Here is a 23,468-nt window from a genome sequence, read left to right on the forward strand (position 1 = left end):
ATTGAGCATGGGGCAGAGGAATGGAGTTCAAAGACTCATTTCCGAGTATCAATGCCTAATGTCCCTCAAGAGTGCTGAGTTCCGAGTTTCGTTAGTGGTAGCGGGGCGTTTAGCCCGTGCTGAGTGGGGCAGAGGGGAGAATAACTCTTAACTCCTAACTCCTAACTTCCTAATTCAGCACTGTTTTGCCCAATGCCCAATTTCCCATAATTACAATAATGACAACTGTTCATTAGGCGGCGTGAATCCCAAATGCTTGTATGCTGCCTTAGTCGCCATTCTGCCACGATGAGTCCGAGTTAAATACCCAATTTGCATGAGGTAAGGTTCGTATACCTCTTCAATGGTTTGGGTATCTTCACCCGTTGCTGCTGCCATTGTTTCTAACCCCACTGGCCCGCCGTTAAATTGTTCAATTATTACACTTAGCATCTGGCGATCTGTCCAATCTAAACCGCAAGGATCTACTTGGAATAGTTGCAATGCTTCAGATGCAATGCTTTCATTAATCTCCCCAGATATTTTTACTTCAGCATAATCACGTACTCGCTTAAGTAATCTATTAGCAATACGTGGTGTTCCGCGTGAACGACGGGCAATTTCTGTGGCTCCATCTTCTGTAACGGGGGTTTTGAGTAATTGAGCGGTTCGCAGTACAATTTGAGTCAGTTCGTCAACTTCGTAAAATCGGAGTTTTTGAATTAAACCGAAGCGATCGCGCAGTGGTGAAGTTAAAGCACCGACACGGGTTGTAGCTCCTACTAGGGTAAACTTTGACAGCGGCAAACTTCTAATCCGAGCGCTGGAACCCTTACCAATAGTAATATCTAAGCGATAATCTTCCATCGCCGGATAGAGAATTTCTTCTGTCATCCGCGAGAGGCGATGAATTTCATCGACAAATAAGATATCTCCTGGTTTCATGTTCACCAGTAACCCAACAATATCTCGTGGACGTTCTAAGGCTGGCGCACTGGTAATTTTGTAATTTACCCCCATTTCCGATGCTAAAATCATTGCCATTGTGGTTTTGCCCAATCCTGGCGGCCCATATAGCAACAAGTGATCCAGTACCTCACCACGAGACTTAGCTGCTTTAATGGCAATATCTAGCACATCCTTTAAATCTTTTTGCCCAATGTAATCAGCAAATCGGTGTGGTCGAATACCTTCTTCTTGCTGTTCTTGCTCATCAATAGCAGCTTCAGGCTTCAAAATATTTTCTGTGGATGGTGCTTTCGCCGACTCTCGACGCTGCTTTGGTTCTCCGTTGGGTTCTGGAGGCTGTTTTTTCGAGGAGATTATCGCCATAATTCAGCTATCTACTTTTAAGGGACTAGGGAGTGGGGAGTAAGGAGTGGGGCAGCAGGGGAGGCAGGGGGAGAAAGAAGAACCAATGCCCAATGCCCCATACTCAATACCCATGAAAATTTTAGTTTGAGAATACCCGCGCCAATTTAAAATTTAAATTCCGGTCAATTACCCAGAAATACAAAAGTTATTATGTTATCTAAAAGAATCTTACCGTGCTTAGATGTGAAGGCGGGACGAGTTGTAAAAGGAGTTAACTTTGTTAATCTCCAAGATGCAGGCGATCCGGTAGAGCTGGCAAAGGTTTACAACGAAGCCGGTGCTGATGAGTTAGTATTTCTGGATATTACAGCTACTCATGAAGATCGAGCTACAATTTTAGATGTGGTCTACCGAACTGCTGAACAGGTCTTTATTCCATTGACTGTGGGTGGTGGTATCCAATCCTTAGAAAATGTTAAAGCTTTGTTACGAGCAGGCGCAGATAAGGTTAGTATTAATTCTGCGGCGGTGCGGGAACCAGACTTGATTAATCGGGCCAGCGATCGCTTTGGTAATCAGTGCATAGTTGTTGCTATTGATGCCAGACGCAGAAATAACCCGGAAAATCCAGGTTGGGATGTGTATGTGCGGGGTGGCAGAGAAAATACAGGCTTAGATGCCCTATTGTGGGCACAGGAAGTTGAAAAACGGGGGGCCGGAGAACTGCTAGTCACAAGTATGGATGCTGATGGAACCCAAGCCGGGTATGACATTGAAATTACACGGGCAATTGCTGATGCTGTAGAAATTCCAGTTATTGCTTCTGGTGGTGCAGGTAATTGTGAACATATCTACACTGCCCTAACTGAAGGCAAAGCTGAAGCCGCATTACTCGCGTCACTGTTACATTACGGACAATTAAGCGTAGTAGAAATTAAAAGTTACTTGCGCGATCGCAACGTGCCAGTCAGAACATTATCTTGATCCACCATTTCCCATTTAATGACATCCATCTAAGGTTAGACACACTTCCTGAAAAGGGTGTTAATATTATTTTACAAGTATTAACAAATATTAAGAAATATGTTGCTTCCTATTTTACTTTTTGATGTAGCCCTGGTAGCGTGGTCGCTGCACTTAATGGAAAAAGCCTACGAGAGTAAAGAATTTTCTCTAATGTTGGCTGGTACATTGGTTGCTCTGGCTGCTGCTGCCATGTTAGTAGTTTACTTTTTGATGGGTCATTGTATGACCTATTTGTTGCAAGTATCCTAGAGAGTGCTGAGTGCGAGAGGGGATATTTAAAATTTAGTTTCCAGAAAGCTTGACAAAGTAATAATAACTAAGTAACTATATATAGCTGATTTTAAGAAGATATTGTAAAAGTACTAGAAAGTATCGTTTTTGCCTTCTACACTACGTAAATATAATGAAATACTAAAGTTCTCCCTGTATACTTAAATGCTTAACGTGCTAATTATGAGAGCAAAAGCCCCTTTTAAAACACCCTCTAAAGGGTCATAGCGCAGTTGGTAGCACACCTGTACATTCACAAAATTGTTAAGGCTCATTGATTCGTCTGATGGTAAAGCGAATCACACCTTAAGCTTTTCTTGACGAATCAGATATAAGCATAAATATGGCTAACCAAAGTTTATTAATGCATCACTTTTTGAGTTTTACTTTGTGGAGTAATTCATCTTTAATCCGGTTAAGAATTGAAGTCTCATCCAAGTTTGCCAAAATCCGATTAATTACTGCTTTCGGCCCATCAGGCCCCCAAGTTGCGCCATTGGCTAAATAAACTTTGGTAACTTGTCCAATACCGTAAGAAGAAACACCAGCTACCCCTCCTTGGGTAATTGCCACCGATATATAAGGGCCTAGCGCAATGCCACCCGTAGCTGTTGCAGAGATTCCAAGTAAAGTTTTTAATCCACTCAAGCCTAAATTTGCTAACAATTCACTAGCACCGATGCCGCCCATACTCAGGGCGATTTTTTGTAGCAACTGTACAGCCCCAGCTTCGGTCATCGAGAAGCCATAGAGTTTAGATAAACCCAAAATAAGAGCAATATCAATTACCACACTACTCAGAATATCTACCACAGTTACCGGATTGAGTGCGATCGCTAATGCCTTAGTCATCACAGCCTTCCAAATCAACTGATTGGCATTCTGTTCGCGAATCATCAGTTTTCGTTCTATCAACTGCTCATTTACGATATCGGCATAAAGCATAGTATTTAGGGCAACCAAGGCTTTGCCCTCACGATGCAGAATCTCCAATATTTTCAGCTTCAGTTCCTCGACTTGGGCATTCCCTGTACGCAACTGTATGCCCCTCGTACCATCAGGGCGGCGAATCGCCGTCTTCACCAATGGCGATGCCGCAGCCATCACAATTTCTAGAGGTGTGAGTAATTCCCGCACCCTTTCATCCCGGATTTTGTGATAAATTGCCATCCGGTCTGCTTCTGGATACTGGTCTACTTTGTTAAACACCAGAATGAGCGGTTTACCTGCTTCCCGCAACTGAGAAAGGGCGGCGTATTCCAGCTTTGTCATATCGCCAGATATCACAAACAGAATCAAATCTGCTTGTTTTGCAATCTGTTCAGCTAAGGCGGCGCGGGTTGCACCATCTACTTCATCTAACCCAGGAGTATCAATTAATTCCACCTGGGATTGACCTACACCAGGGAGAGTGACACGCAAAGCACGTTCAGTTTCCCCAATCATCTCCTCGCTAATACTCCAATTAACTGTTTGGGCAGTACGGGTAACACCGTGCAGCGGCCCAGTTTCAAATACCGTTTGCCCAACTAAAGAATTGAGTAGGGAAGACTTACCACGTCCCACCATGCCAAAAGTCGCAATCTGCACTACCATCCGGTCTAATTTTCCCAGCATGGTTTCCAACTCAGCAATTTCCGTCTCTAACCCGGTTTTTTCCTGGGGAGTAAGGTCGAGATTGGCTACCAAGTTTCGCAACGCTGTTTGTGCTTGTTTATAGTTCAGTTCCGTCTGAATGTCTTCAAAACTGAAAATAGCACTATCCAGTTCTTCCTCCCAGCTGAGAGAATTTGCGTCAGTGTTAGCGGAATCGCTTTGATCGGGTTCAGGCACGGGCAATGTCGAAGTCATATTAATTTTAGATTTTAGATTTTAGATTTTAGATTTTAGATTTTAGATTTTAGATTTTAGATTTTAGATTTTAGATTCACCCCGTCTACTATCCTAGTTATTTTTAGCAAGGGTTTGGCAAGATGAGACACAGGGAACAGAGGAAGAATAATTTTTACCCAATGCCCTATGCCCAATACCCAATGCCCAACTCGTAGACTAATGGCTAACAAAAAGTCATAAACTGAAAAATGCATCTAAATATAACGCGTTAGGATCTTGACTAAATTACCTGTGCGGAAAATCGTTATTGCCGGCAACTGGAAAATGTTCAAAACCCAGGCAGAAACCCAGGAGTTTTTACAAGGATTTCTGCCCCACTTAGAGGAAACCCCCCAAGGGCGAGAAGTGATATTGTGTCCTCCTTTCACTGATTTAAGTGTTTTGTCCAAAACCTTGCACGGTAGCCTCATCCAATTGGGGGCACAAAATATCCATTGGGAAGAATATGGAGCCTATACGGGTGAGATTTCTGGCCCGATGCTGACAGAAAGCGGAGTGCGCTTTGTGATTGTCGGTCATAGCGAACGACGGCAATATTTTGGGGAAACGGACGCTACCGTTAATCTGCGCCTCCGAACTGCTCAAAGGTTTGGTTTGACTCCAATTCTCTGTGTTGGCGAAACTAAACAACAACGAGATGCGGGAGAAGCTGAATCACTGATTGCTCTCCAACTCGACAAAGGCTTGGTAGATATCGATCAGGATAATTTGGTGATTGCCTATGAACCGATTTGGGCCATTGGCACTGGTGACACTTGTGAAGTAGAGGAAGCTAATCGAATAATTGGCTTAATTCGTAGCAAGTTGACTAATCCAAATGTCTCAATTCAATATGGCGGTTCAGTCAAGCCGAATAATATTGATGAGATTATGGCTCAACCAGAAATTGATGGCGTCCTCGTAGGAGGAGCAAGTCTAGAACCTGAGAGTTTCGCTCGGATTGTGAATTTTAAGTCAGTGTGATGTGCTTTTTTCTCGTTCCCATGCAGAGCATGGGAATGCCTAATGTAGATTTATGCCAAGGAACTTGATAATTCGAGGACGCTGTTTCGATTGGGGACAGCGGACTTATTTGATGGGCATTTTAAATGTAACGCCCGATAGCTTTAGTGATGGGGGTGAGTTTAACACTTCCTCTGCCGCTTTAATACAGGCGCAAGCACTGGTGGCTGCTGGTGCTGACATCATTGATGTGGGCGGTCAATCAACTCGACCAGGGGCAAAGCAAATAACTCTGGTGGAGGAACTTGACCGAGTACTATCAGTATTACAGGTGCTAAGACCAGAGATTTCAGTCCCGATTTCTGTAGATACAACCCGTGCTGCTGTCGCCAAGGCATCTGTAGAAGCTGGAGCCGATATTATTAATGATATTTCTGGCGGCACTTTTGACTCAGAAATGTTGGCAACAGTCGCAGAGTTAGGTGTGCCGATGATTTTAATGCACATCCGGGGAACACCACAGACAATGCAACAACAGACTGATTATCAAGATTTGCTCGGTGAGATTTATAGTTTTTTGGCTCGGCAAATTGAGGCAGCAACTGCTGCGGGCATTGATCTGGATAAAATTATTATCGATCCTGGTATTGGTTTTGCTAAAAACTATGAGCAAAATTTAGAAATCTTTCGCGGCTTGCGATCGCTCGCACCACTCAACTGTCCTATCTTGGTAGGAGCATCTCGTAAAAGTTTCATTGGTCGCATTTTAAATCAACCAGATCCCAAAGCACGAGTTTGGGGAACGGCAGCAGCTTGTTGTACTGCTATTTTTAATGGCGCTGATATCCTCCGAGTTCACGATGTTCAAGAAATGCGCGATGTTTCACTAGTAGCCGATGCCCTATTAAGACAAACCACACAGCCTAATTGTTAGGTATTAGCGTTCTTCGTTTTTTTTGCCATTACCTTCTTGAGTTACCGACTCGGCTATCAACTCCTGAAACATTTCACTTGAGTTGGCTGGATCTACAAAGACAATTTTGGCATTACTGCTCTCACCAAGTTTTTGGCTAGCATCTACGTAATCTTGAGCTACAAGATACCGTAGAATGTCTCTACTGTCGGGATTGGAACGTAGAGCTTGAGAAATGATTTGCACTGAAGCCATAGTTCCTTCTGCTTTCTTAATCGCAGCTTCCTTTTCCCCTTCTGCTTCGGTAATCAGCGCTCGTTTTTTGATGACAGCGGCTTGTTCTTCTTCCCTAGACTTTCGGACACTCTCAGGTAGAGTAATTCTCTGAATATCTAACCGGAGAATCTCAACTCCCCAATCTGCCGTTACATGATTCAACTGATCTAAAATAGCTGAGTCCATCTCTGCTCTAGAGACGTTGGTCTGCTCTAGGGTATTTTGGGCAATGATTTCTCGGAGCGTAGTTGTGGTTATCTGTGTTAATGCCCCTTGCAGATCCTCAATCGCGTAAAAGCTTCTCTCAATATCTCGAATACGCCAGTATACAATAGCATCCACTTCTACGTAAATATTATCTTGGGTGATCACATTCTGAGGTTTGATGTCTGTATACTGCTCCCGTGTAGTATCTTCCATCACAATCTGATCTACCAAGGGAACAATAAAGTTCAGCCCCGGCTTAAGTTTCCGATGATACCGCCCTAAGCGTTCGACTAGGGCTTCATTTCCTTGATTAATCAGTTTTGCAGAACCTAATGCATAACCTATAAGGGCTAAAACTATAGCAATAATTGGCTCCATGTATGCTCCTATTCAGCTTTGGGGAGAATTTAGTGTCAAAGATATGCTACTAGCTTGTCATATCTTTGAGTTTAATGTTTTGAGTCTGTAATTTTATCAACACCAGCAGCGATGTCGAGTCGCTGCAAGTTTTGTACATATTCTCTAAGTGAGACTGTTTTGCAGAATGCGTAGAAGCTCTGCTTCTTGTCGTCAGACATCGCTATTAAAGCACCTTGATAAAACGCTGGCAAGGACTACTTGATGTAATCAACATTACTTGTACTGGCATTTTCAGACAGCCTGGACTCACTTTAAGTATATTTACGTAAAATAATTTGAAATAAAGTAAAATTTGGCTATATTTTAAAAACCCTACTATAATCGGATAAAAATTGGCTTGGGCCATTAAAAATATCAAAATATTATGGGCAGATTGTTAATCAAACTTATAGGTTTAATTCTACTTTTCACAGGATTATACTTTTTTGGTCAAAACATCATATTTGTTAGCGGTTACTATTCATATTTTTACCGTAGCTTACCTGCTACAGCTTCAGTTTTGGCAACTATGATAGGTATATTTGCATTAGTCTTTTTCCAGAGAGAAACTGGTAACTTGGGATGGATTTTTCTAGGCATTGGCATAGTACTAGTTTTCTTAAGTGGTGGAGTTATTTTAAAGCCTACTAGCTTATGGAATTTCATAATTGCTTTTACAGCATTAGCAACTGGATATAAATTACTAAATAAGGGCAGAATCAACTTTTAAAATCTGTTTTCATCATATACGTCAGGTTTCCAAAGCTGGGATATTAGCTGATGTAAAATATCATCGGCACTTTGAAACACCAATAGAGAAACGCAAACGTAAGGTAGTGACAGCTAGACGCACAAGACGTTTTAAATAAACCTATTTGGTGTGATACCGGCGTTGCTTGAGATTATGACCAAAAACAAGCAATAGCGCTTGCGCCATTATTCATACAAACATTAAGCAAAGTCTGCCGCACCGCTAATAGGGTGTAAATGAGTTACTTTTCCTATACGTAGAGTGCGTTAGAGACTTTATCTTGGTTAGATGGAGCAAGCTAAAATCGCTGCCCATCAACCAAAATAAGCGCCTTTAAACATCGGTTAGTTTTCTTTAATCAGCTGATAGGACAGTATTCATCCAGCCCTAAGACTCAGAATTATTAATGGTGCGGCTATTACAAACATTCATCGCCTTTTCTACTCCCTGTTTAAGACTTAGTTCAATACACTCAACGACGAACTGAAGTACAAGAGACATCTGCTGATTTTCGGCAGCGGAAAATCGCCCCAGCACATGAGAGATAGTACCAGAATCATCTTTATTAGCTGCATCTTTGGGTTTACCAATACCGATTCGCAAACGGGGAAAATTTTGGCTACTAAGATGTGCGATCGCACTTTTCATGCCGTTATGTCCCCCAGCCGAACCAGATAAGCGTAAACGAGTTTTTCCCAAGGGCAAATCCATATCGTCATAAATCACCAACACTGACTCAGGCGGCAATTTATACCAACTTGTCACCGCTTGTATTGCTTGTCCTGAGCGATTCATATAAGTTAATGGCTTTAGCAAGCGAATCTTACCTCCACCTGGGGCCATACCCTCGCCATACTCACCCTGAAACTTTCGGTTTTCTGTTAAGGAAATGCGCCAAGAACGAGAGAGAGTTTCTAAAGCAGCAAAACCGATATTGTGGCGCGTTTGGTCGTACTTAGCTTCTGGATTCCCTAATCCGACGATTAGTTGTGGAATTACCAAAGCTGGTTGCGTAACAGCTTCTGTCATTTTGCCTACAGTCAATTGATATTCATCACTCTTCCAGTAGTCTGTCCCATTAATTATGAGAATTAAGAGAACGAACCGCATACCCCTTCGGGGAAGCAAGCTACGCGCAGCGTCTCGTTAGAGAAGAGCGCAAAGGAAGAAAAGTTAAGAATGAGTTCACCCATTATATTTAATGGGACAGAACACTAGTACAATGTCTAAGCTAGTAATGAAGAGTTTGTAGTAAGCACTTTAGTGCTTAGAAAATAAGGACTAAAGTGCTTACTACGAACTTGACAGACTAGCTAGGTTGGGATGAACTAGCGGTATCCTGCTCAGATTTAGCAGGGTAGATTTGCTTAGGTTCCAATTCAGCAGTGGTCTTGACAACTTCTTCTAACTGTTCTGCTTCTTTTTGAAACTCGTTTTGAAACTCCTTGGAAGCTTCTTGGAAACTACGAATTGTTTTGCCCACACTCCGACCGATCTCTGGTAGCTTTTTTGGGCCAAAGATTAACAGCGCTACTACCATAATTACAGCCATTTCCGGCAGACCGATACCAAATATATTCATTTTTTGTCTCCTGTAAACTTTAAAACCACTACAGAAACTCACATATATAGTTAGTCTAGTCGGAAATCGCAACTCACAAAAAAACCCGGAAAAACCGGGTATAACTTAACTTGTTATCCAAACTCGCTGTGTATGCGTTAGCGTCCTAAACTGCGCCAATCGACAAATACATCCTGAACCAACAGTGATTTATTGTAAAGTTGCAGAATAATCAGCAAAAACACGAAAAATAGCGCTATAAAAACAGCCATCACAGGGGTAGTACCCCAACCTGGAGCCACTTTCCCATATTCCGAGTTAAGTGGTTTCAGGATATCTCCCAACCTAGTCCTTTGTGCCATAGTTCACCTAAGATTACTTGCCAAAGCTTTTTTTAATCTTCTGTAATATTCTATAAGAATAGCACTCATCATCTATCTCTCAATTATGGAACCCGCAATAGTTCTTAGCATTTCTATGGCTGCCGTGGTGGTTGCCATCACTGGAATTTCGATTTATACCTCCTTTGGCCCTCCCAGCAAGGAATTGAACGATCCGTTTGATGACCACGAAGATTAAAAGAGTCATATCATGTCCGCAACGTAAATTTTTGGTGCGATGTCTACGACGGGCTACGCCCACGCAGACAAGCATTGCTGTTGCTCGTCGGGGTTTTCTCTATGAGCGACTGCTGTGTGGGGTGCATTGGTGTCAACTTAAGCCGAAAAGCCGAAAATTATATCGGACAGGCGTTTTGCAAATCCCTCACGCCCTCATCCCCTAACCCCTTCTCCCAAGGGAGAAGGGGAATTGAATGTCTAGCTCCCCTCTCACGGATGGGAGAGGGGCTGGGGGGTGAGGGCAAAACCTTTTCACCAAGCGGATTTCACGTTAAATTAATACCTATGTATGAGGTGAAATGACTATGGCAATCATAACTAATTACCCAGACATGATATTTGAAGTGCGTTACGGCTTGAGCCGTAACGCACACTACTTTGGATGTTTTTTAATTGGAAGTCTCTAATGGGTTGCCACTACCTCTCCTTCCAGGCGAACGAGTCGGTCTGCCAAAAGTTTCTCAAGGTCTTCTAGTGCCTTGGTGAAACCTTTAATACCTTCGTCTAGTTTGTCAGTTGCCATACGGTCAGCGGCGTGCATCTTGTCATAACTAGCTTTATCAATGGATATCTTTTCGATTTCCAAGCTTGCTACCTTCGCAGGGTCAAGTTTGCGTGGCAGTTCGCCAACGGTTGCTTGCAATTCAGCCAAAAGCGACGGCGAAATAGTCAGCAAGTCACTACCTGCCAGTTCAGTAATTTCACCAAGGTTACGGAAACTAGCTCCCATAACTTCGGTTTTGTAGCCAAATTTCTTGTAGTAGTTGTAGATTTTGGTGACAGACAAAACACCTGGATCTTCCGCTGCTGGGTAGCTATCGCGTCCGGTATCTTTTTTGTACCAGTCAAGAATCCGGCCAACGAAGGGAGAAATTAGGGTAACGCCAGCTTCTGCACAGGCGATCGCTTGGTGAAGACCAAATAACAAGGTAAGGTTACAGTGAATACCTTCTTTTTCCAGAATTTCGGCAGCGCGAATACCTTCCCAAGTGGTGGCAATTTTAATTAAAACGCGATCGCGGCCAACTCCAGCAGCTTTATACTGAGCAATTAATTCCCGTGCCTTAGTCAGAGTAGCTTCGGTATCGTAGGACAAGCGAGCATCCACTTCTGTAGACACGCGACCGGGAATGATTTGCAAAATCTTTAATCCAAAAGCAACTGCCAAACGGTCAAAAGCTAGAGAAACTATCTGTGTTTGGGTAGCTCCGGTTCCAGCATCTTTCTTTGCCTGGAGTAAAGTTTGATCGACAATTCCCTGATATTCTGGCATTTGCGCCGCAGCAGTAATCAGAGAAGGATTGGTGGTGGCATCTTGGGGTTTAAACTTTTCAATTGCCTGGATATCCCCTGTATCTGCGACCACAACAGTCACTTCTCGCAATTGTTCCAGTAAATTCTTAGACATAAAAGACTCCGTGATGTTTGTTTAGGATTTACTTATTCCCCAGTTCTTTACACTCTCTACTCTTCCTTCAATTCTGATTCTGGCAATTTTTCAGAATCATTGCCTAAGTTTGCTTACTATTCAGAGCCACAGCCTTATTCTAAGTGCCTTATGCCGAAATTGGCTGTCCAATGGAATGCACTTTGATTAAACTAGTTGTGCCCGATTTACCAATTGGAACACCAGAGGTAATCACTACTTTATCGCCCTTATTTGCTAGACCCATGTCTACAACTGTGTTCACTACATTGGTAAACATCTCTTCGGCATTGTGGACTGGTGGAATCAGCAAAGCTTCCACACCCCAAGAAAGTGCTAGCTGGCGGTAAGCGGTGATGTCGGAGGTGAGGGCAATAATGGGAGAAGTCGGCCGATATTTAGACACCATTCTCGCTGTATTTCCTGATGAAGTGTTACAGAGAATTGCCCGTGAGCCAGTTTCATAAGCGATGCGACAGACGGATTCTGCCACAGATTCGGTAACGCTCAGACTACCCGCTTCATGACACCAAGCATGTTTGCTACCCTCATCAAGAGCTTGTTCTGTCCGCACGGCGATGTTGTGCATCATCTGGACGGCGGCGATGGGATATTGTCCGACAGCTGTTTCACCAGAAAGCATTACCGCGTCTGTCCCATCCAAAATAGAGTTAGCAACATCGGTTGCTTCGGCGCGGGTGGGATCGGGGGCGCTAATCATCGACTCTAGCATTTGGGTGGCTGTAATCACCGGCTTGCCTGCACGATTGCAACGGCGAATAATATCTTTTTGAATTAGAGGTACTTCGTGAATTGGCACTTCCACCCCTAAATCGCCACGGGCAATCATAATCGCGTCGGCAACTTTCAGAATGGAGTCAAAGTTTTCTACTGCCTCCGATCTTTCGATTTTGGCAATTAAGCGGATCGAAGCGCCAGCGGCTTCAATCATTCGTCTGGCGGGTTCTAAGTCTTGTGGCGATCGCACGAAAGATACCGCTACCCAGTCTACACCCAACTGAATCCCAAAGCGCAGATCCAGCAAGTCTTTCTCGGTGATCGAACTTACAGGTAAAGGAGTTTGGGGCAGGTTTACTCCCTTGTGCGTAGAAATTAACCCGCCATTTTTCACTTGGGCCCGAATGCGATCGGCATCGCGATCGGTAACTATCAATTTGACGCGACCATCATTAATCAAAATTGGTTCGCCTGGTCGCACCATTGCGAACAAAGTCGGCAATGGTAAGGGTAGTTCGTCAATACTCTCACCCTTTTCTTGCAAAACAAAAGTAACTTCAGTACCAGCTTCTAAATTTAAACCTTCCGGTGGTAAAGTTCCCAAGCGAATTTTGGGGCCACACAGGTCTTGCATAATGGCGATCGGCTTTTGCAGCTCAGTACTAATCTGCCTGAGATAGTGAGCCGTTTGGGCGTGGAATTCATAAGCTCCGTGGGAAAAATTCAGCCGTGCCACATTCATTCCAGCTTTTACCAAGGCTTGCAGCTTTTCAGGTGCAGATGTAGCCGGGCCAACAGTACAAATGATTTTGGTTCGACGCATAGGGATTGGGGGTTGAGGAGTAACTTGCAAATTTGGATGCTTTGAGCGTAGGCGTAGCCCGTCGTAGACATCGCACAAAACATCCAAATTCACACGTGCTTCATATCACTGGTTTGCTAAATAAAAATACTAGATTCCGTTTTATTTTCGGAGTATTTACCATTTGACCCAAATCCCAAAAGTCCCTAGTCAAGAGTCAGCAGTCAAAAGCTAATGGCTAATACTTCTCTACGAGAGGCTGCGCCAACGGCTTCTCTACGAGACGCTACGCGAACGCTCAGTACAAGTGACTAATGACTAATGACTAATGACTAATGACTAATCAAACACAGCCGCTGTCGGGGCAAGTTTTTCCTTTTGTGACATAGACAACATCAGGTCAATCACACGATTTGAGTAGCCCCACTCGTTGTCATACCAGGCAATTACCTTGAAGAAGTTGGAATTCAACTCAATCCCAGCACCTGCGTCGAAGATGCTGGAATGAGTATCACCTTGAAAATCTGTAGAAACTACTTCTTCATCTGTGTAGCCCAATATACCCTTTAGTGAACCTGCGGCAGCCTCTTTCATGGCAGCACAGATTTCCTTATAACTGGTGGCTTTGGCTGTTTTGAAAGTTAAATCAACCACAGAGACATCGGGAGTTGGAACCCGTAATGCCATCCCAGTTAACCTGCCCTTCAATTCTGGTAAAACCAGTGCTACGGCTTTTGCTGCGCCTGTGGAGGAGGGAATAATATTTTGGGATGCACCTCGACCACCCCGCCAGTCTTTTTTGCTGGGGCCGTCTACAGTTGGCTGAGTGGCAGTCATAGCATGGACTGTAGTCATCAACCCTTCAGTCAACCCAAAGTTGTCATTAATCACCTTAGCGATGGGAGCTAGACAATTTGTAGTGCAGCTAGCATTGGAAACAATGATATCCTTGCTAGGGTCAAATAGGTGATGATTGACACCCATTAACAGGGTAGTAACTCTATCTGGATCTTTGGTGGGAGCGGAAATTACCACTCGCTTTGCACCCGCCTTCAGGTGGTTTGCAGCTCCTTCGTAGTCAGTGAAGAGTCCAGTCGCTTCCACGACATAATCTGCACCTAATTTTCCCCAAGGTAACTCTGCTGGATTCCTCACCGACACACAAGGAATGAAATGTCCGTCAATCAGGATGCCGTCTTCCTTGGCTTCAACCTTGTGCTTTAATTTACCGTGGGTTGAATCGTACTTTAATAGATAAGCGAGGTTATCTGGTGGTACTAGATCGTTAATGCCCACAAACTCAATATTGGGGTTATCGATGCCAGCACGAAGCACAAGTCGCCCGATTCGACCGAAGCCATTGATACCAACTTTCAATTTAGTCAAGATTAAACCTCCCGTTGTGGAAGTTGAACAAAAGGAGAAAGTTAAAAGTCAAAATAGATTGCCTTTTACTCTTTACTCTTTGATCCTGACAGTCTCAGTCGGCTAAGGCATATTTACTTGGCATCTTTTAAGGATTGGGGACTGGGGACTGGGAGGTGTTGAGTCTTTGAAGTGGATGAATCGAGTTCTAAGGTGGATGACCGAGGCTCTAATTCTCTTTGTTCCTAGTCCCTAATCCCCAATCCCCAATCCCTAATTAATTGCTACTGGGTTGGACAAATCGCTTAATTTCACCACAGGCAATATAAGATTTGCCATCCGGTGCTGTTTTGACTTCATCAACGACGTAAAGCATTCCTTCTTCGCGAACCGATCGCGGAAAACGCATATTCCAATCCGGTTCATATCCGTCGGAAACCACCCTAGCGCGCAGCTTGCTGCCATCTTTGACACACTGAACTAAAATGCTGTCCCCTACACTGTCAGTTGTGGGAAGATCGGCAGCACTGGCAGGGCCTTTGGAAGCTTTACCTGTGTTGGTTGAATGCGATTGTCTAGGGGTAACAAAGATATCTGCTTCACCGGGTTGAGCAAAACGGGTGATATTACCACGTACCCGATAGAAAGTGCGTTCGCTTGAGAGTTCCAACCCTTCAACAACATAGCGTGCCCCCTCGGCACGAATGGCGCGGGGAAACTGGATGTTCTTGGTTGAATCGTAGCCTTCGGACATGACCTTGACCCGCAGTTTACCGCCTTCACGAACGCAGTACAATTCAACACCTGAACCGACTTCATTCACAATGGGCATGGCGTAAACTTCATCGCCAGCAGTGACACCACGACCCACCAAATCGCTGCGATTGCGCGTCATCGTTTGGTAAGTCTGATCTCGCATCTCTTTCCGTCCGGCGTTACCTAAAGCTTTTTGAGCGATTCGACTGGCGAAATATTCAAGCTGATCGATTTCTTCAGCAATTTCAAAATTCTCGTTCAACCCTTTATCCCGCAAATCTTTCACAAGCGCCCGCAGGGTTTGTTCAGCTTCCTGATGCTTGCCATGTTCAGAGAGATTAAGTCCAGTCTCTTTGGCCTTAGCGATGGTCAGGCGACTCAGTTCCAGAATGATATGGCTTGTAGCAGCAAAAGCTGCTTCCTCAACAGTGCCAACTTTGGCGACAATATCGACAGTACCTGACACGCTTTGAATGCGGTCATCTTGCACAACATCGGCGCTGTAATGCAATTTCATCACAGGTAAATCGCCAACTTGAGCGCTTGATATCCCCAGACTCAAACCGAGAAGTTTGTCTTCACCCTCGTAAAGCTCTCCCAAGGTGATGACACTTTGACCTGCATCATTCTGGCTAACTTTAGCCAGACTTAAGGTATCAACCAGGCTGACACCATCAGCCAATTCAAGTGTCACCTTGAGGTTCTGTCCCACTACTGCTCTCAGACTGTCTAGCTCAATACTAAACACTTCAGTTGCTTCGTCGATGCTCTGAATGAAGTAGAAGTTGCCCGTGGCGGCTCTTGCCATCCCAATCAACAGGTCTTCATTGAAACCCTGAGCAAAACCTAACGTAGTTGTGATAATACCTTCCTCAGCTTTTTGCCCTGCTGTCGCCGTCAGTATTTTGGGGTCTTGAATGCCCATATTAGCGTGACCATCTGTAAGCAGGAGAACACGGTTGATTTTTTGCGGGTCTAGTCGCGTTTTCACGTGTTCGCATCCTTTGAGCCATCCCCCCGATAAGTTGGTAATACCGCCTGCTCTCACCTTGCGGATGGAATTTTTCAGTGTAGATTTGTTAGTCACAGCTTGGGGTGGCACAACACTATCCACTTCATCGTCGTAAACAACTACTGAGAGAATGTCATCAGGCTCAAGTTGATCTACCACAGACTCAGCGGCTTTGAGTGCGTGATGCAAGGGAGCGCCTGCCATAGAGCCGGAACGGTCGATTACAAGCGAAAGGTTAAGGTTACGTCGAGGAGATTTAGCTATGTCAGCACGAAAACGTAGCAGAATATTAGTTTTTAATGAAGATCCTGCGGCGAGAATAGACTGGTCAAATTCGTAACTTGTCTTAATCATTTTTTATATCCTTTATGATTGTCTGTTATCAGCTAAAAGCCTTGTAAAGCATAGATAGTAAGTGCTTTATTTAGTTTACCCAGAAAAAAATTTATTCAGTGTAAAAATGGTATTTAATGTAAGAATTTATAGTTTTAGTATCTTGCCAACGTAGACAAAGCCCATCATAGACATTCTCGACTCTCTGCTACTGAAAGGCGATCGCACTGGTCACTATTGCGGGAAACTGTAAGCAGATATATTAGGAGAGGAGAAACTAATGAGTTGGACGAAAGTTCTTGCAGTCGAAGCACTTTCCCCTGGTGCGCGAGAAGTGGTGAAAGTTGGCAACCGAAAAATTTTGCTTTTGAATCACGAAAGTCAGCTTTATGCTGTAGATAACAACTGCCCTCACTTAAAATTACCGTTGAAAAGTGGGAAAATCACTGAAAGTGGGGCAATAGTTTGTACCTTCCATCGCAGTGCTTTTGACCTGCGGACTGGTGAAGTACAAGGATGGTGTGCCTGGCCACCTGGTGTAGGTAAGGTACTCTCGTTGGTTTCACAACCAAAAACACTGCCAGTATTTCCAATTCGTGTTGAAGAAGGCAGTATCTGGGTTGATGTCCAAGAGGAATAGCACCCTCTCCTTGAATTTGCTGAAATAGTTTTAAGTAAAAAAAGAAAAGCCCCAGCTAAACTCATTGGCTGGGGTTTCTATCAAAATTTACCTATTTCAGAGATATAGGAATCATTGAATGAGAAAATATAACATCTTCTCAAGCAGTTTGAACGCTTTGCTGTGATGTAATGTTGGGTGTGTTACCATTGCCAGCTTCTATAGAAGCTGTAGCACTTTGAGATTGGCCTAAATTGACTTTGAATACCTTGTTTTGTTCTTGCTCCAGTTTGGGTAAAGTCAAAATTAAAAGTTATCCTGGTTTATCTGCAACTTTTCTATACACCCAGCGCTGAAGTATGGTTGTAAGCGACGATGATTTTATTTACAATCTGGTGGCAGAGTTTTGCTTTCTGATTTCCTGTTCAGTTTGATTCCAGAAATTCTTCCTGATTTAAAATTAACTTAGTAACTGATATGGATGCTCAAAAAATAAAAATTTTATTAGTTGATGACAACTTAGAGAATTTACATTTTTTATCAGACATCCTTCAACACCAAGGTTATCAGGTACAAAGTGTCATTTCTGGGCAATTGGCAATCAATACAGCACTCGTTTCTCCCCCGGATTTGCTTTTGCTAAATGTTCTCATCATAGAGAGGGATGATTATCAAGTATGCCAATATTTGAAAGCTAACGATCGCACTCAAGAGATTCCGATAATTATTTTCGGAATTTTAGATGATTTTTTTGAAAAAATAAGCGTCTTAAATTTAGGCGATATTGACTATATTACTCAACCATTCAAAACTAAAGAAGTTTTATTTCGCGTCCAAAATCAACTCAATGTCCAAAGACTGAAAAAACAATTAAAAGAAAAAAATGCCCAGCTGCAACAGGAAATTAAAGAGCGTCAACGGATTACATCTGAGTTAAATATTTGCAACAAACAAATAGAAGATATTTTTAAAGAAATTCCCGTTAGCATTAGCAAAGCCTTTTGTAGAGAAGTTTATCAAAGCGAACGCCTGGTAGTCGAAGCCGCCCTGAAGAAGAGTGAAAGTCAGTATCGGCTTTTAGTGGAGACATCCCAGGACATGATCTGGTCGGTGGATATTGATGGACTAATTACCTTTGTCAATCCAGCAGTCAAGCAGATTTATGGCTACGAACCACAAGAAATGATCGGGCGTGCCTTAATTGATTTCATCTCACCTACACAAGTTGCTCAAGATAAAGTAGCCTTTGAGGGTGTTCTTCAGGGAAAGCCTATTTTTCAGCATGAAACTACTTGTGTAGCTAAAGATGGTACTTTACTTTATCTAATGTTGAATGCGATCGCATTACGCAACGAAGAGGGTCAAGTTATAGGCATGACGGGCACTGCTAGTAATATTACGCAGCGTCGAGGTGTAGAAAAATTACTCCAAGAAAGCGCGATTAAGCTCCGCAATCATAATCTCGTACTCACACAATTGGCACAAAATCAAACGCTTTATCAGGGTGATTTGAAAGTAGCCTTGAGTAAAATCACAGAAACAGCTGTCAAAAATATTGGCATGGAACGAGCTAGTGTCTGGCTGTATGACGCAACAGGTATAAAAATCCAGTGTTTCGATCTATTTGAAGGCAGTAGCAATCAACATAGCGAAGGACTTTCCTTATCAGCGGCAGACTATCCAATTTATTTTGCAGCTTTGCAGCAAAACCAATCAATCGCCGCGGATGATGCTCATACCGATCCCAGAACTCAAGAATTTTCTGCCTCTTACTCAAGATTAAACATCATTTCTATACTCGATACACCCATTAGGCTAGAGGGAAAGACCGTAGGAGTTTTATGTCTGGAGGCAGTGGAAGTTACTCATCGTTGGACGTTAGAAGACCAAAATTTCGCTCGCTCTCTGAGTAATTTAGTATCCTTGGTATTGGAGGCAAAAGAACGCCAACGCGCAGAAGCAGCACGACGAGCTTCTGAAGAAAAGTTAGCATCAGCTTTCCGGTCATCTCCCGATCCAATTGCCTTAATTACTGTTCCCAACAAACGCTACATCGAAGTAAACGACAGCTTTTGTCGGTTTTTTGGTTATTCTCGCTCTCAAGTGATCGATCGCACCGATGAAGAATTGCATATTTGGGTGAATCCAGAAGAATATAATTTTCTCACCCACATTCTGCAAGAAACCAAGGCCATCCGCAACTATGAAATTGATGTCTGCACTTCAACAGGAGAAATTAGAACAACACTTTTGAGTGCAGAAATGATCGAGATTGATGGGCAATGGTACGTACTGGGAACTGCCAAAGATATTACTGAACGCAAGCAGGCAGAAAATGAAAGTCGTTTGTTGCTGTTGACAACCCAAGCTATTACTCGCGCTAGTGATGTCAACAGCGCGTTAGCAGTGGTCTTGCGCTTAATTTGTCACACCATTGGCTGGGATTTTGGTGAAGCCTGGATACCTAATGAAGATAAGACTGTTTTAGAACATAGTCTGGGGTGGTACGGAGAGGAGAGCAGCTTAGAAGAATTCTGTCAGCAAAGCCAAACTTTGAAATTTGCTCTAGGAGTGGGATTACCAGGAAGAGTTTGGCAGAGTCAAGAACCAGAATGGATAGAAGATGTTTCTAAAGTTACACAACCAGTTTTCTTGCGTAGGCATAGCCCGCCGCAGGCATCGCCACAAGCCGCAAAGGTGGGATTCAAAGCTGGTTTTGGTGTTCCCATACTGGCTGGGAACCAAGTATTAGCTGTTTTAGTGTTTTTTAAACGTAGCTCAGTATTGGTAGATCGGCGTCTGCTCTTGCTAGTCAGTGCTGTTGCGGCTCAATTGGGTGGGTTAATTGAGCGCAAAACCTTAGAACAAGAATTAGCGCTCAGAGAAGCTCGTCTCAATGCTTTTTTTAGCAGTGCTCCTGTCGGCATGAATATTGTAGATAACCAGCTGCGATTTGTGCAAATTAATCAACTGTTGGCGGAGATTAATGGACTACCCCAGCAAGCTCATATTGGCAAGACTATCCATGAAATTTTACCCAACATCGCTCCTTTAGTAGAACCAATTTATCAACAAGTTCTGATAACTGGTCAACCGATTATTAATCAAGAATTAAGTAGCACATCAATCAAACAACCAGATATTATCCGCCACTTCTTAGCTTCTTATTTTCCGATTGTTGGGGAAGGCGATCGCCCCTCTGGTGTTGGTACAGTTTTAGTAGAAATTAGCGAACTACACGCAGCGCTACGCGAACGCAAACACGTCGAACAAGAACTACGTTTAGCCAACGAACGCCTACAATATCTGCTCACCTCTAGCCCTGTAGTCATTTATAGCAGCAAAACATCAGGCGATTTTAGCATTACTTTTATCAGTGAAAACGTTAAAAAAATGGTGGGCTATGAAGCGCGGGAATTTATCGATAACTCCAGTTTTTGGCTCGCTCGCGTCCATCCACAAGATATTGAACTGCTCTCGGAAAAATTTTCCCACCTGATTAAGCAGGAGTACATTTCTTACGAATACCGTTGGTTACACATTGACGGAACTTATCACTGGTTCTACGAAAAGATGAGGTTAATTCGTGACGAAGCGAATTCCCCGATCGAATGGGTTGGTTATTGGGCAGATATTAATGATCGCAAATTGGCAGAACTAGCTTTGCAGTCAGGTCAGCAACGATATCAACTTCTAGCAGAAGCCTCACCAGCTTGTATATTTCATACTGATGTCGATGGCAATGTTTTATATTTTAATCAACGCTGGAGTGAAATTACTGGATGTAGTTTAGAAAATTCTCTGGGAACAGGTTGGGCAAATGCCGTACATCCAGACGACCGCGAGCAGCTGTTGTTGGCATGGAATCAAGCAACAGTAGCTAAATCAACCTATAAGTACGAACATCGTTTCTTGCATGATGATAATACAGTCATCTGGGGAATTTGTCATGCTTTGCCAGAATTTAGAGATGATGGAGAAATTAAAGGCTACATCGGTACAATTACAGACATTACCGAGAGAAAATTGGCAGAAGAAGCCTTGCGTGAGAGTGCAGAGCGAGAAAGAGCGATCGCGCAAGTGATTCAAAGAATGCGCCAAACACTTGATTTAGAGACGATATTTGCGGCGACAACCGAAGAATTACGCCAAGTACTCAACTGCGATCGGGTTGTTGTCTATCGTTTCAATCCCAACTGGAATGGCGAATTTGTTTCTGAATCAGTGGGTAACGGTTGGATTTCTCTCATAGAAGAACACAACAATGACCCTTATCTCACAGAGGGGGTATTACAAGATGGGCGTTGTCTAGCGAAAATTTTGGATAGTGCGGATAACCACGTAGAATATCCCGATCTGCAAGCAACCCCAGGCGCAGGTTTCCTCTGTGTGCCAGACATTTACAACGCTGAGTTTCATCCTGCTTATATCAATCTTTTAGAGCGCTTTCAGGCCAAAGCCTACATTATTGTTCCGATTTTACATGGTAGTCAGCTTTGGGGATTACTGGCGAGTTATCAAAATTCCGATCCCCGCCAATGGAAAACAGGAGAGATCAACATCGTAGTTCAAATTGGCAATCAGTTGGGTGTTGCTTTACAGCAGGCGCAATTGCTAGCGCAAACTCAAAGGCAGTCACAAGCATTGCAAGAAGCTGTAATTATTGCTGATGCTGCTAATCGTGCCAAAAGCGAATTCCTCGCTAACATGAGTCATGAACTGCGTACCCCACTCAACGCCATCCTTGGTTTTACCCAAGTCATGAGCCACGATCGTGATTTATCAACTGAACATCAGCAAAATCTAGCAATTATCAATCGTGCTGGCGAACATCTCCTGAATTTAATCAACGACATTTTGGAAATGTCTAAAATCGAAGCTGGCAGAATAACCTTAAATCTCAACAGTTTTGACTTAATTCGCCTCTTGGAAAACCTCGAAGAGATGTTGCGCTTCCGCGCCACCTCCAAAGGATTGGAATTAGTCTTTGAATATACATCTCACCTTCCCCAATACATCCAAGTTGACGAAAGTAAACTGCGTCAAGTCTTGCTTAACCTCCTGGGAAATGCCATCAAATTTACCGATACTGGGAGGGTGACGCTGCGGGTGGGGATTGGGGAGCAGGGGAGAATAATTAATGCCCAATCCCTAACCTTCGAGGTACAAGACACTGGCCGCGGTATTGCCCCACAAGAAATTGACTTGCTATTTGAAGCTTTTGGGCAAACTGAAACCGGAAGAAAATCGCAGCAGGGAACAGGACTAGGTTTAGCAATTAGCCGCAAATATGTGCAACTAATGGGAGGTGATATTAGCGTCACCAGTACTATTGGCGAGGGAAGTAAATTTATTTTTGATATTCAAATTGGTCTAGCCACAGTCAGCGAAATCCAGATCCAACAAATTAGACCCCAAGTTATTAGTTTAGCGCCCACTCAAAGCGAATACCGTATTTTAGTGGTTGATGACTCTACAGACAGCCGTTTAGTGTTAAAGAAAATTCTCACATCCATCGGTTTTGTAGTCCAGGAAGCAATAAATGGCATGGAAGCGATCGCACTTTGGCAGACATGGCAACCACATCTAATCTTAATGGATATGCGGATGCCAATTATGGACGGCTATGAAGCCACAAGGGTTATTAAAACTAGAGAAGAAACCTCAATCCAAAATACCGAATCCCAAATACCCAATTGGAAGACAATTATTATTGCCTTAACTGCTAATGCTTTTGAAGAACAACGAGAAGCAATAATCAAAGCGGGTTGCGATGATTATATTAACAAGCCTTTCCGCGAGGAAGAATTACTAGAAAAGTTGAGCGAATATTTGGGAGTTCAATATATTTATCAAGAAGAAAGCTATCAGTTAACAAACCTAAAGCAACAAAGACCAAAATCAATGTTGACACTCACAGATTTAGTCACTCTATTATCTGAAATGCCGCCGGAATGGGTGAAACAAGTGTATACTGCCGCAGCCCAATGTAGTGATGACCTGATTTTAGAATTGATTGAGCAAATCCCTTCAGAAAATGCTGTACTACAAAATTTTATCAAGAATTTAGCTCATGATTTTCAGTTTGAGAAAATTATGGAATTGACGAGTATTGCAGGAGTATTATCCAGTTAATAAAAATTGATGGTTAAGCAAGTTCGTAGGGGAGCATCCCACTTTTTTGCCTGTCATTGCGAGCGCAACGAAGTGGAGCGTGGCAATCCCATCAACTGGTGCTTAGTAGGAGATTGGGGGATTGCTTGTCT

21 protein-coding genes and 1 pseudogene are annotated in these 23,468 nt (G+C 43.3%); 10 read left to right on the top strand and 12 right to left on the bottom strand.

Features of this window, described 5'->3' with window-relative positions; translation table 11 throughout:
- Positions 1 to 210: 210 nt before the first annotated feature.
- Positions 211 to 1,311: a Holliday junction branch migration DNA helicase RuvB gene (gene ruvB, locus V7K44_RS21230; RefSeq protein WP_334704422.1), complete on the bottom strand. Its 1,101-nt coding sequence runs from the start codon at positions 1,309 to 1,311 to the stop codon at positions 211 to 213.
- Positions 1,312 to 1,503: 192 nt separating this feature from the next.
- Between ruvB and hisF the strand changes: the two genes are divergently transcribed.
- Together hisF and V7K44_RS21240 are read left to right on the top strand one after the other, a co-directional pair.
- Positions 1,504 to 2,277 carry an imidazole glycerol phosphate synthase subunit HisF gene (gene hisF / locus V7K44_RS21235; protein WP_334934062.1) on the top strand — a complete coding sequence of 258 codons (774 nt, stop codon included), beginning with the start codon at positions 1,504 to 1,506 and terminating at the stop codon, positions 2,275 to 2,277.
- A gap of 99 nt (positions 2,278 to 2,376) precedes the next feature.
- Entirely contained in the window at positions 2,377 to 2,568 is a 192-nt protein-coding gene (locus tag V7K44_RS21240; protein WP_094348875.1) for a hypothetical protein, read from the top strand.
- Between the two features lie 390 nt (positions 2,569 to 2,958).
- Here the strand turns inward: V7K44_RS21240 and V7K44_RS21245 are convergent, their stop codons facing one another.
- Positions 2,959 to 4,440 carry a GTP-binding protein gene (locus V7K44_RS21245; protein ID WP_334934064.1) on the bottom strand — a complete coding sequence of 494 codons (1,482 nt, stop codon included), beginning with the start codon at positions 4,438 to 4,440 and terminating at the stop codon, positions 2,959 to 2,961.
- Positions 4,441 to 4,713: 273 nt separating this feature from the next.
- Between V7K44_RS21245 and tpiA the strand changes: the two genes are divergently transcribed.
- Positions 4,714 to 5,445, top strand: a complete 732-nt coding sequence (gene tpiA, locus V7K44_RS21250) for a triose-phosphate isomerase (protein WP_334934218.1) — start codon at positions 4,714 to 4,716, stop codon at positions 5,443 to 5,445.
- Positions 5,446 to 5,497: 52 nt separating this feature from the next.
- Positions 5,498 to 6,358 (top strand): dihydropteroate synthase, encoded by an 861-nt coding sequence (folP, locus tag V7K44_RS21255; protein ID WP_334934066.1) that lies wholly within the window; start codon positions 5,498 to 5,500, stop codon positions 6,356 to 6,358.
- Positions 6,359 to 6,361: 3 nt separating this feature from the next.
- Here the strand turns inward: folP and V7K44_RS21260 are convergent, their stop codons facing one another.
- Together V7K44_RS21260 and V7K44_RS21265 are read right to left on the bottom strand one after the other, a co-directional pair.
- A complete protein-coding gene (locus V7K44_RS21260; RefSeq protein ID WP_334934068.1) occupies positions 6,362 to 7,198 on the bottom strand; it encodes an SPFH domain-containing protein in 837 nt (278 codons plus the stop codon).
- A gap of 71 nt (positions 7,199 to 7,269) precedes the next feature.
- On the bottom strand, positions 7,270 to 7,398 hold the full coding sequence (locus tag V7K44_RS21265; RefSeq protein WP_334893667.1) for a hypothetical protein: 129 nt from the start codon (positions 7,396 to 7,398) through the stop codon (positions 7,270 to 7,272).
- Between the two features lie 206 nt (positions 7,399 to 7,604).
- Here V7K44_RS21265 and V7K44_RS21270 point away from each other — a divergent pair, with 206 nt between their 5' ends.
- Both V7K44_RS21270 and rpsU read left to right on the top strand, forming a co-directional pair.
- On the top strand, positions 7,605 to 7,949 hold the full coding sequence (locus tag V7K44_RS21270; RefSeq protein WP_334934071.1) for a hypothetical protein: 345 nt from the start codon (positions 7,605 to 7,607) through the stop codon (positions 7,947 to 7,949).
- A 19-nt stretch (positions 7,950 to 7,968) separates the two neighbouring features.
- Positions 7,969 to 8,088: pseudogene (gene rpsU / locus V7K44_RS21275) on the top strand (30S ribosomal protein S21); the annotation flags it as partial.
- Between the two features lie 269 nt (positions 8,089 to 8,357).
- Here rpsU and pth read toward each other — a convergent pair.
- The 3 genes from pth to psbH form a co-directional block, all read right to left on the bottom strand.
- Complete coding sequence (gene pth / locus V7K44_RS21280; protein ID WP_334934221.1) at positions 8,358 to 8,999, bottom strand: aminoacyl-tRNA hydrolase; 642 nt, start codon at positions 8,997 to 8,999, stop codon at positions 8,358 to 8,360.
- A 280-nt stretch (positions 9,000 to 9,279) separates the two neighbouring features.
- A complete protein-coding gene (locus tag V7K44_RS21285) occupies positions 9,280 to 9,552 on the bottom strand; it encodes a TatA/E family twin arginine-targeting protein translocase (RefSeq protein ID WP_334934073.1) in 273 nt (90 codons plus the stop codon).
- Positions 9,553 to 9,689: 137 nt separating this feature from the next.
- Positions 9,690 to 9,893: a photosystem II reaction center phosphoprotein PsbH gene (psbH, locus tag V7K44_RS21290; RefSeq protein ID WP_104905475.1), complete on the bottom strand. Its 204-nt coding sequence runs from the start codon at positions 9,891 to 9,893 to the stop codon at positions 9,690 to 9,692.
- Positions 9,894 to 9,978: 85 nt separating this feature from the next.
- Here psbH and psbN point away from each other — a divergent pair, with 85 nt between their 5' ends.
- Complete coding sequence (psbN, locus tag V7K44_RS21295; protein WP_012410654.1) at positions 9,979 to 10,110, top strand: photosystem II reaction center protein PsbN; 132 nt, start codon at positions 9,979 to 9,981, stop codon at positions 10,108 to 10,110.
- Positions 10,094 to 10,315 carry a hypothetical protein gene (locus V7K44_RS21300; protein ID WP_334934076.1) on the top strand — a complete coding sequence of 74 codons (222 nt, stop codon included), beginning with the start codon at positions 10,094 to 10,096 and terminating at the stop codon, positions 10,313 to 10,315. Before psbN ends, V7K44_RS21300 begins: the two co-directional genes overlap by 17 nt.
- A 239-nt stretch (positions 10,316 to 10,554) precedes the next feature.
- On the opposite strand, the gene V7K44_RS21305 is transcribed toward V7K44_RS21300, so the two are convergent.
- The 4 genes from V7K44_RS21305 to V7K44_RS21320 form a co-directional block, all read right to left on the bottom strand.
- A complete protein-coding gene (locus V7K44_RS21305; RefSeq protein WP_334934078.1) occupies positions 10,555 to 11,559 on the bottom strand; it encodes a transaldolase in 1,005 nt (334 codons plus the stop codon).
- Between the two features lie 148 nt (positions 11,560 to 11,707).
- Positions 11,708 to 13,138, bottom strand: coding sequence for a pyruvate kinase (gene pyk, locus V7K44_RS21310; protein ID WP_334840124.1), 1,431 nt, complete (start codon positions 13,136 to 13,138; stop codon positions 11,708 to 11,710).
- A gap of 318 nt (positions 13,139 to 13,456) precedes the next feature.
- Positions 13,457 to 14,503, bottom strand: a complete 1,047-nt coding sequence (gene gap, locus V7K44_RS21315; RefSeq protein ID WP_334934079.1) for a type I glyceraldehyde-3-phosphate dehydrogenase — start codon at positions 14,501 to 14,503, stop codon at positions 13,457 to 13,459.
- A gap of 256 nt (positions 14,504 to 14,759) precedes the next feature.
- Positions 14,760 to 16,604 (bottom strand): vWA domain-containing protein, encoded by a 1,845-nt coding sequence (locus V7K44_RS21320; protein ID WP_334934081.1) that lies wholly within the window; start codon positions 16,602 to 16,604, stop codon positions 14,760 to 14,762.
- 259 nt (positions 16,605 to 16,863) lie between these two features.
- Here V7K44_RS21320 and V7K44_RS21325 point away from each other — a divergent pair, with 259 nt between their 5' ends.
- Positions 16,864 to 17,223: a Rieske (2Fe-2S) protein gene (locus V7K44_RS21325; protein ID WP_334934083.1), complete on the top strand. Its 360-nt coding sequence runs from the start codon at positions 16,864 to 16,866 to the stop codon at positions 17,221 to 17,223.
- 139 nt (positions 17,224 to 17,362) lie between these two features.
- Here V7K44_RS21325 and V7K44_RS21330 read toward each other — a convergent pair whose 3' ends face one another.
- Entirely contained in the window at positions 17,363 to 17,506 is a 144-nt protein-coding gene (locus V7K44_RS21330) for a hypothetical protein (protein WP_334934085.1), read from the bottom strand.
- 173 nt (positions 17,507 to 17,679) lie between these two features.
- On the opposite strand from V7K44_RS21330, the gene V7K44_RS21335 reads away from it, so the two are divergent.
- On the top strand, positions 17,680 to 23,337 hold the full coding sequence (locus V7K44_RS21335; protein WP_334934087.1) for a PAS domain S-box protein: 5,658 nt from the start codon (positions 17,680 to 17,682) through the stop codon (positions 23,335 to 23,337).
- The last annotated feature ends 131 nt before the right edge of the window (positions 23,338 to 23,468 follow it).

It is taken from the genome of Nostoc sp. (assembly GCF_036917235.1).
Taxonomy (GTDB): domain Bacteria; phylum Cyanobacteriota; class Cyanobacteriia; order Cyanobacteriales; family Nostocaceae; genus Nostoc.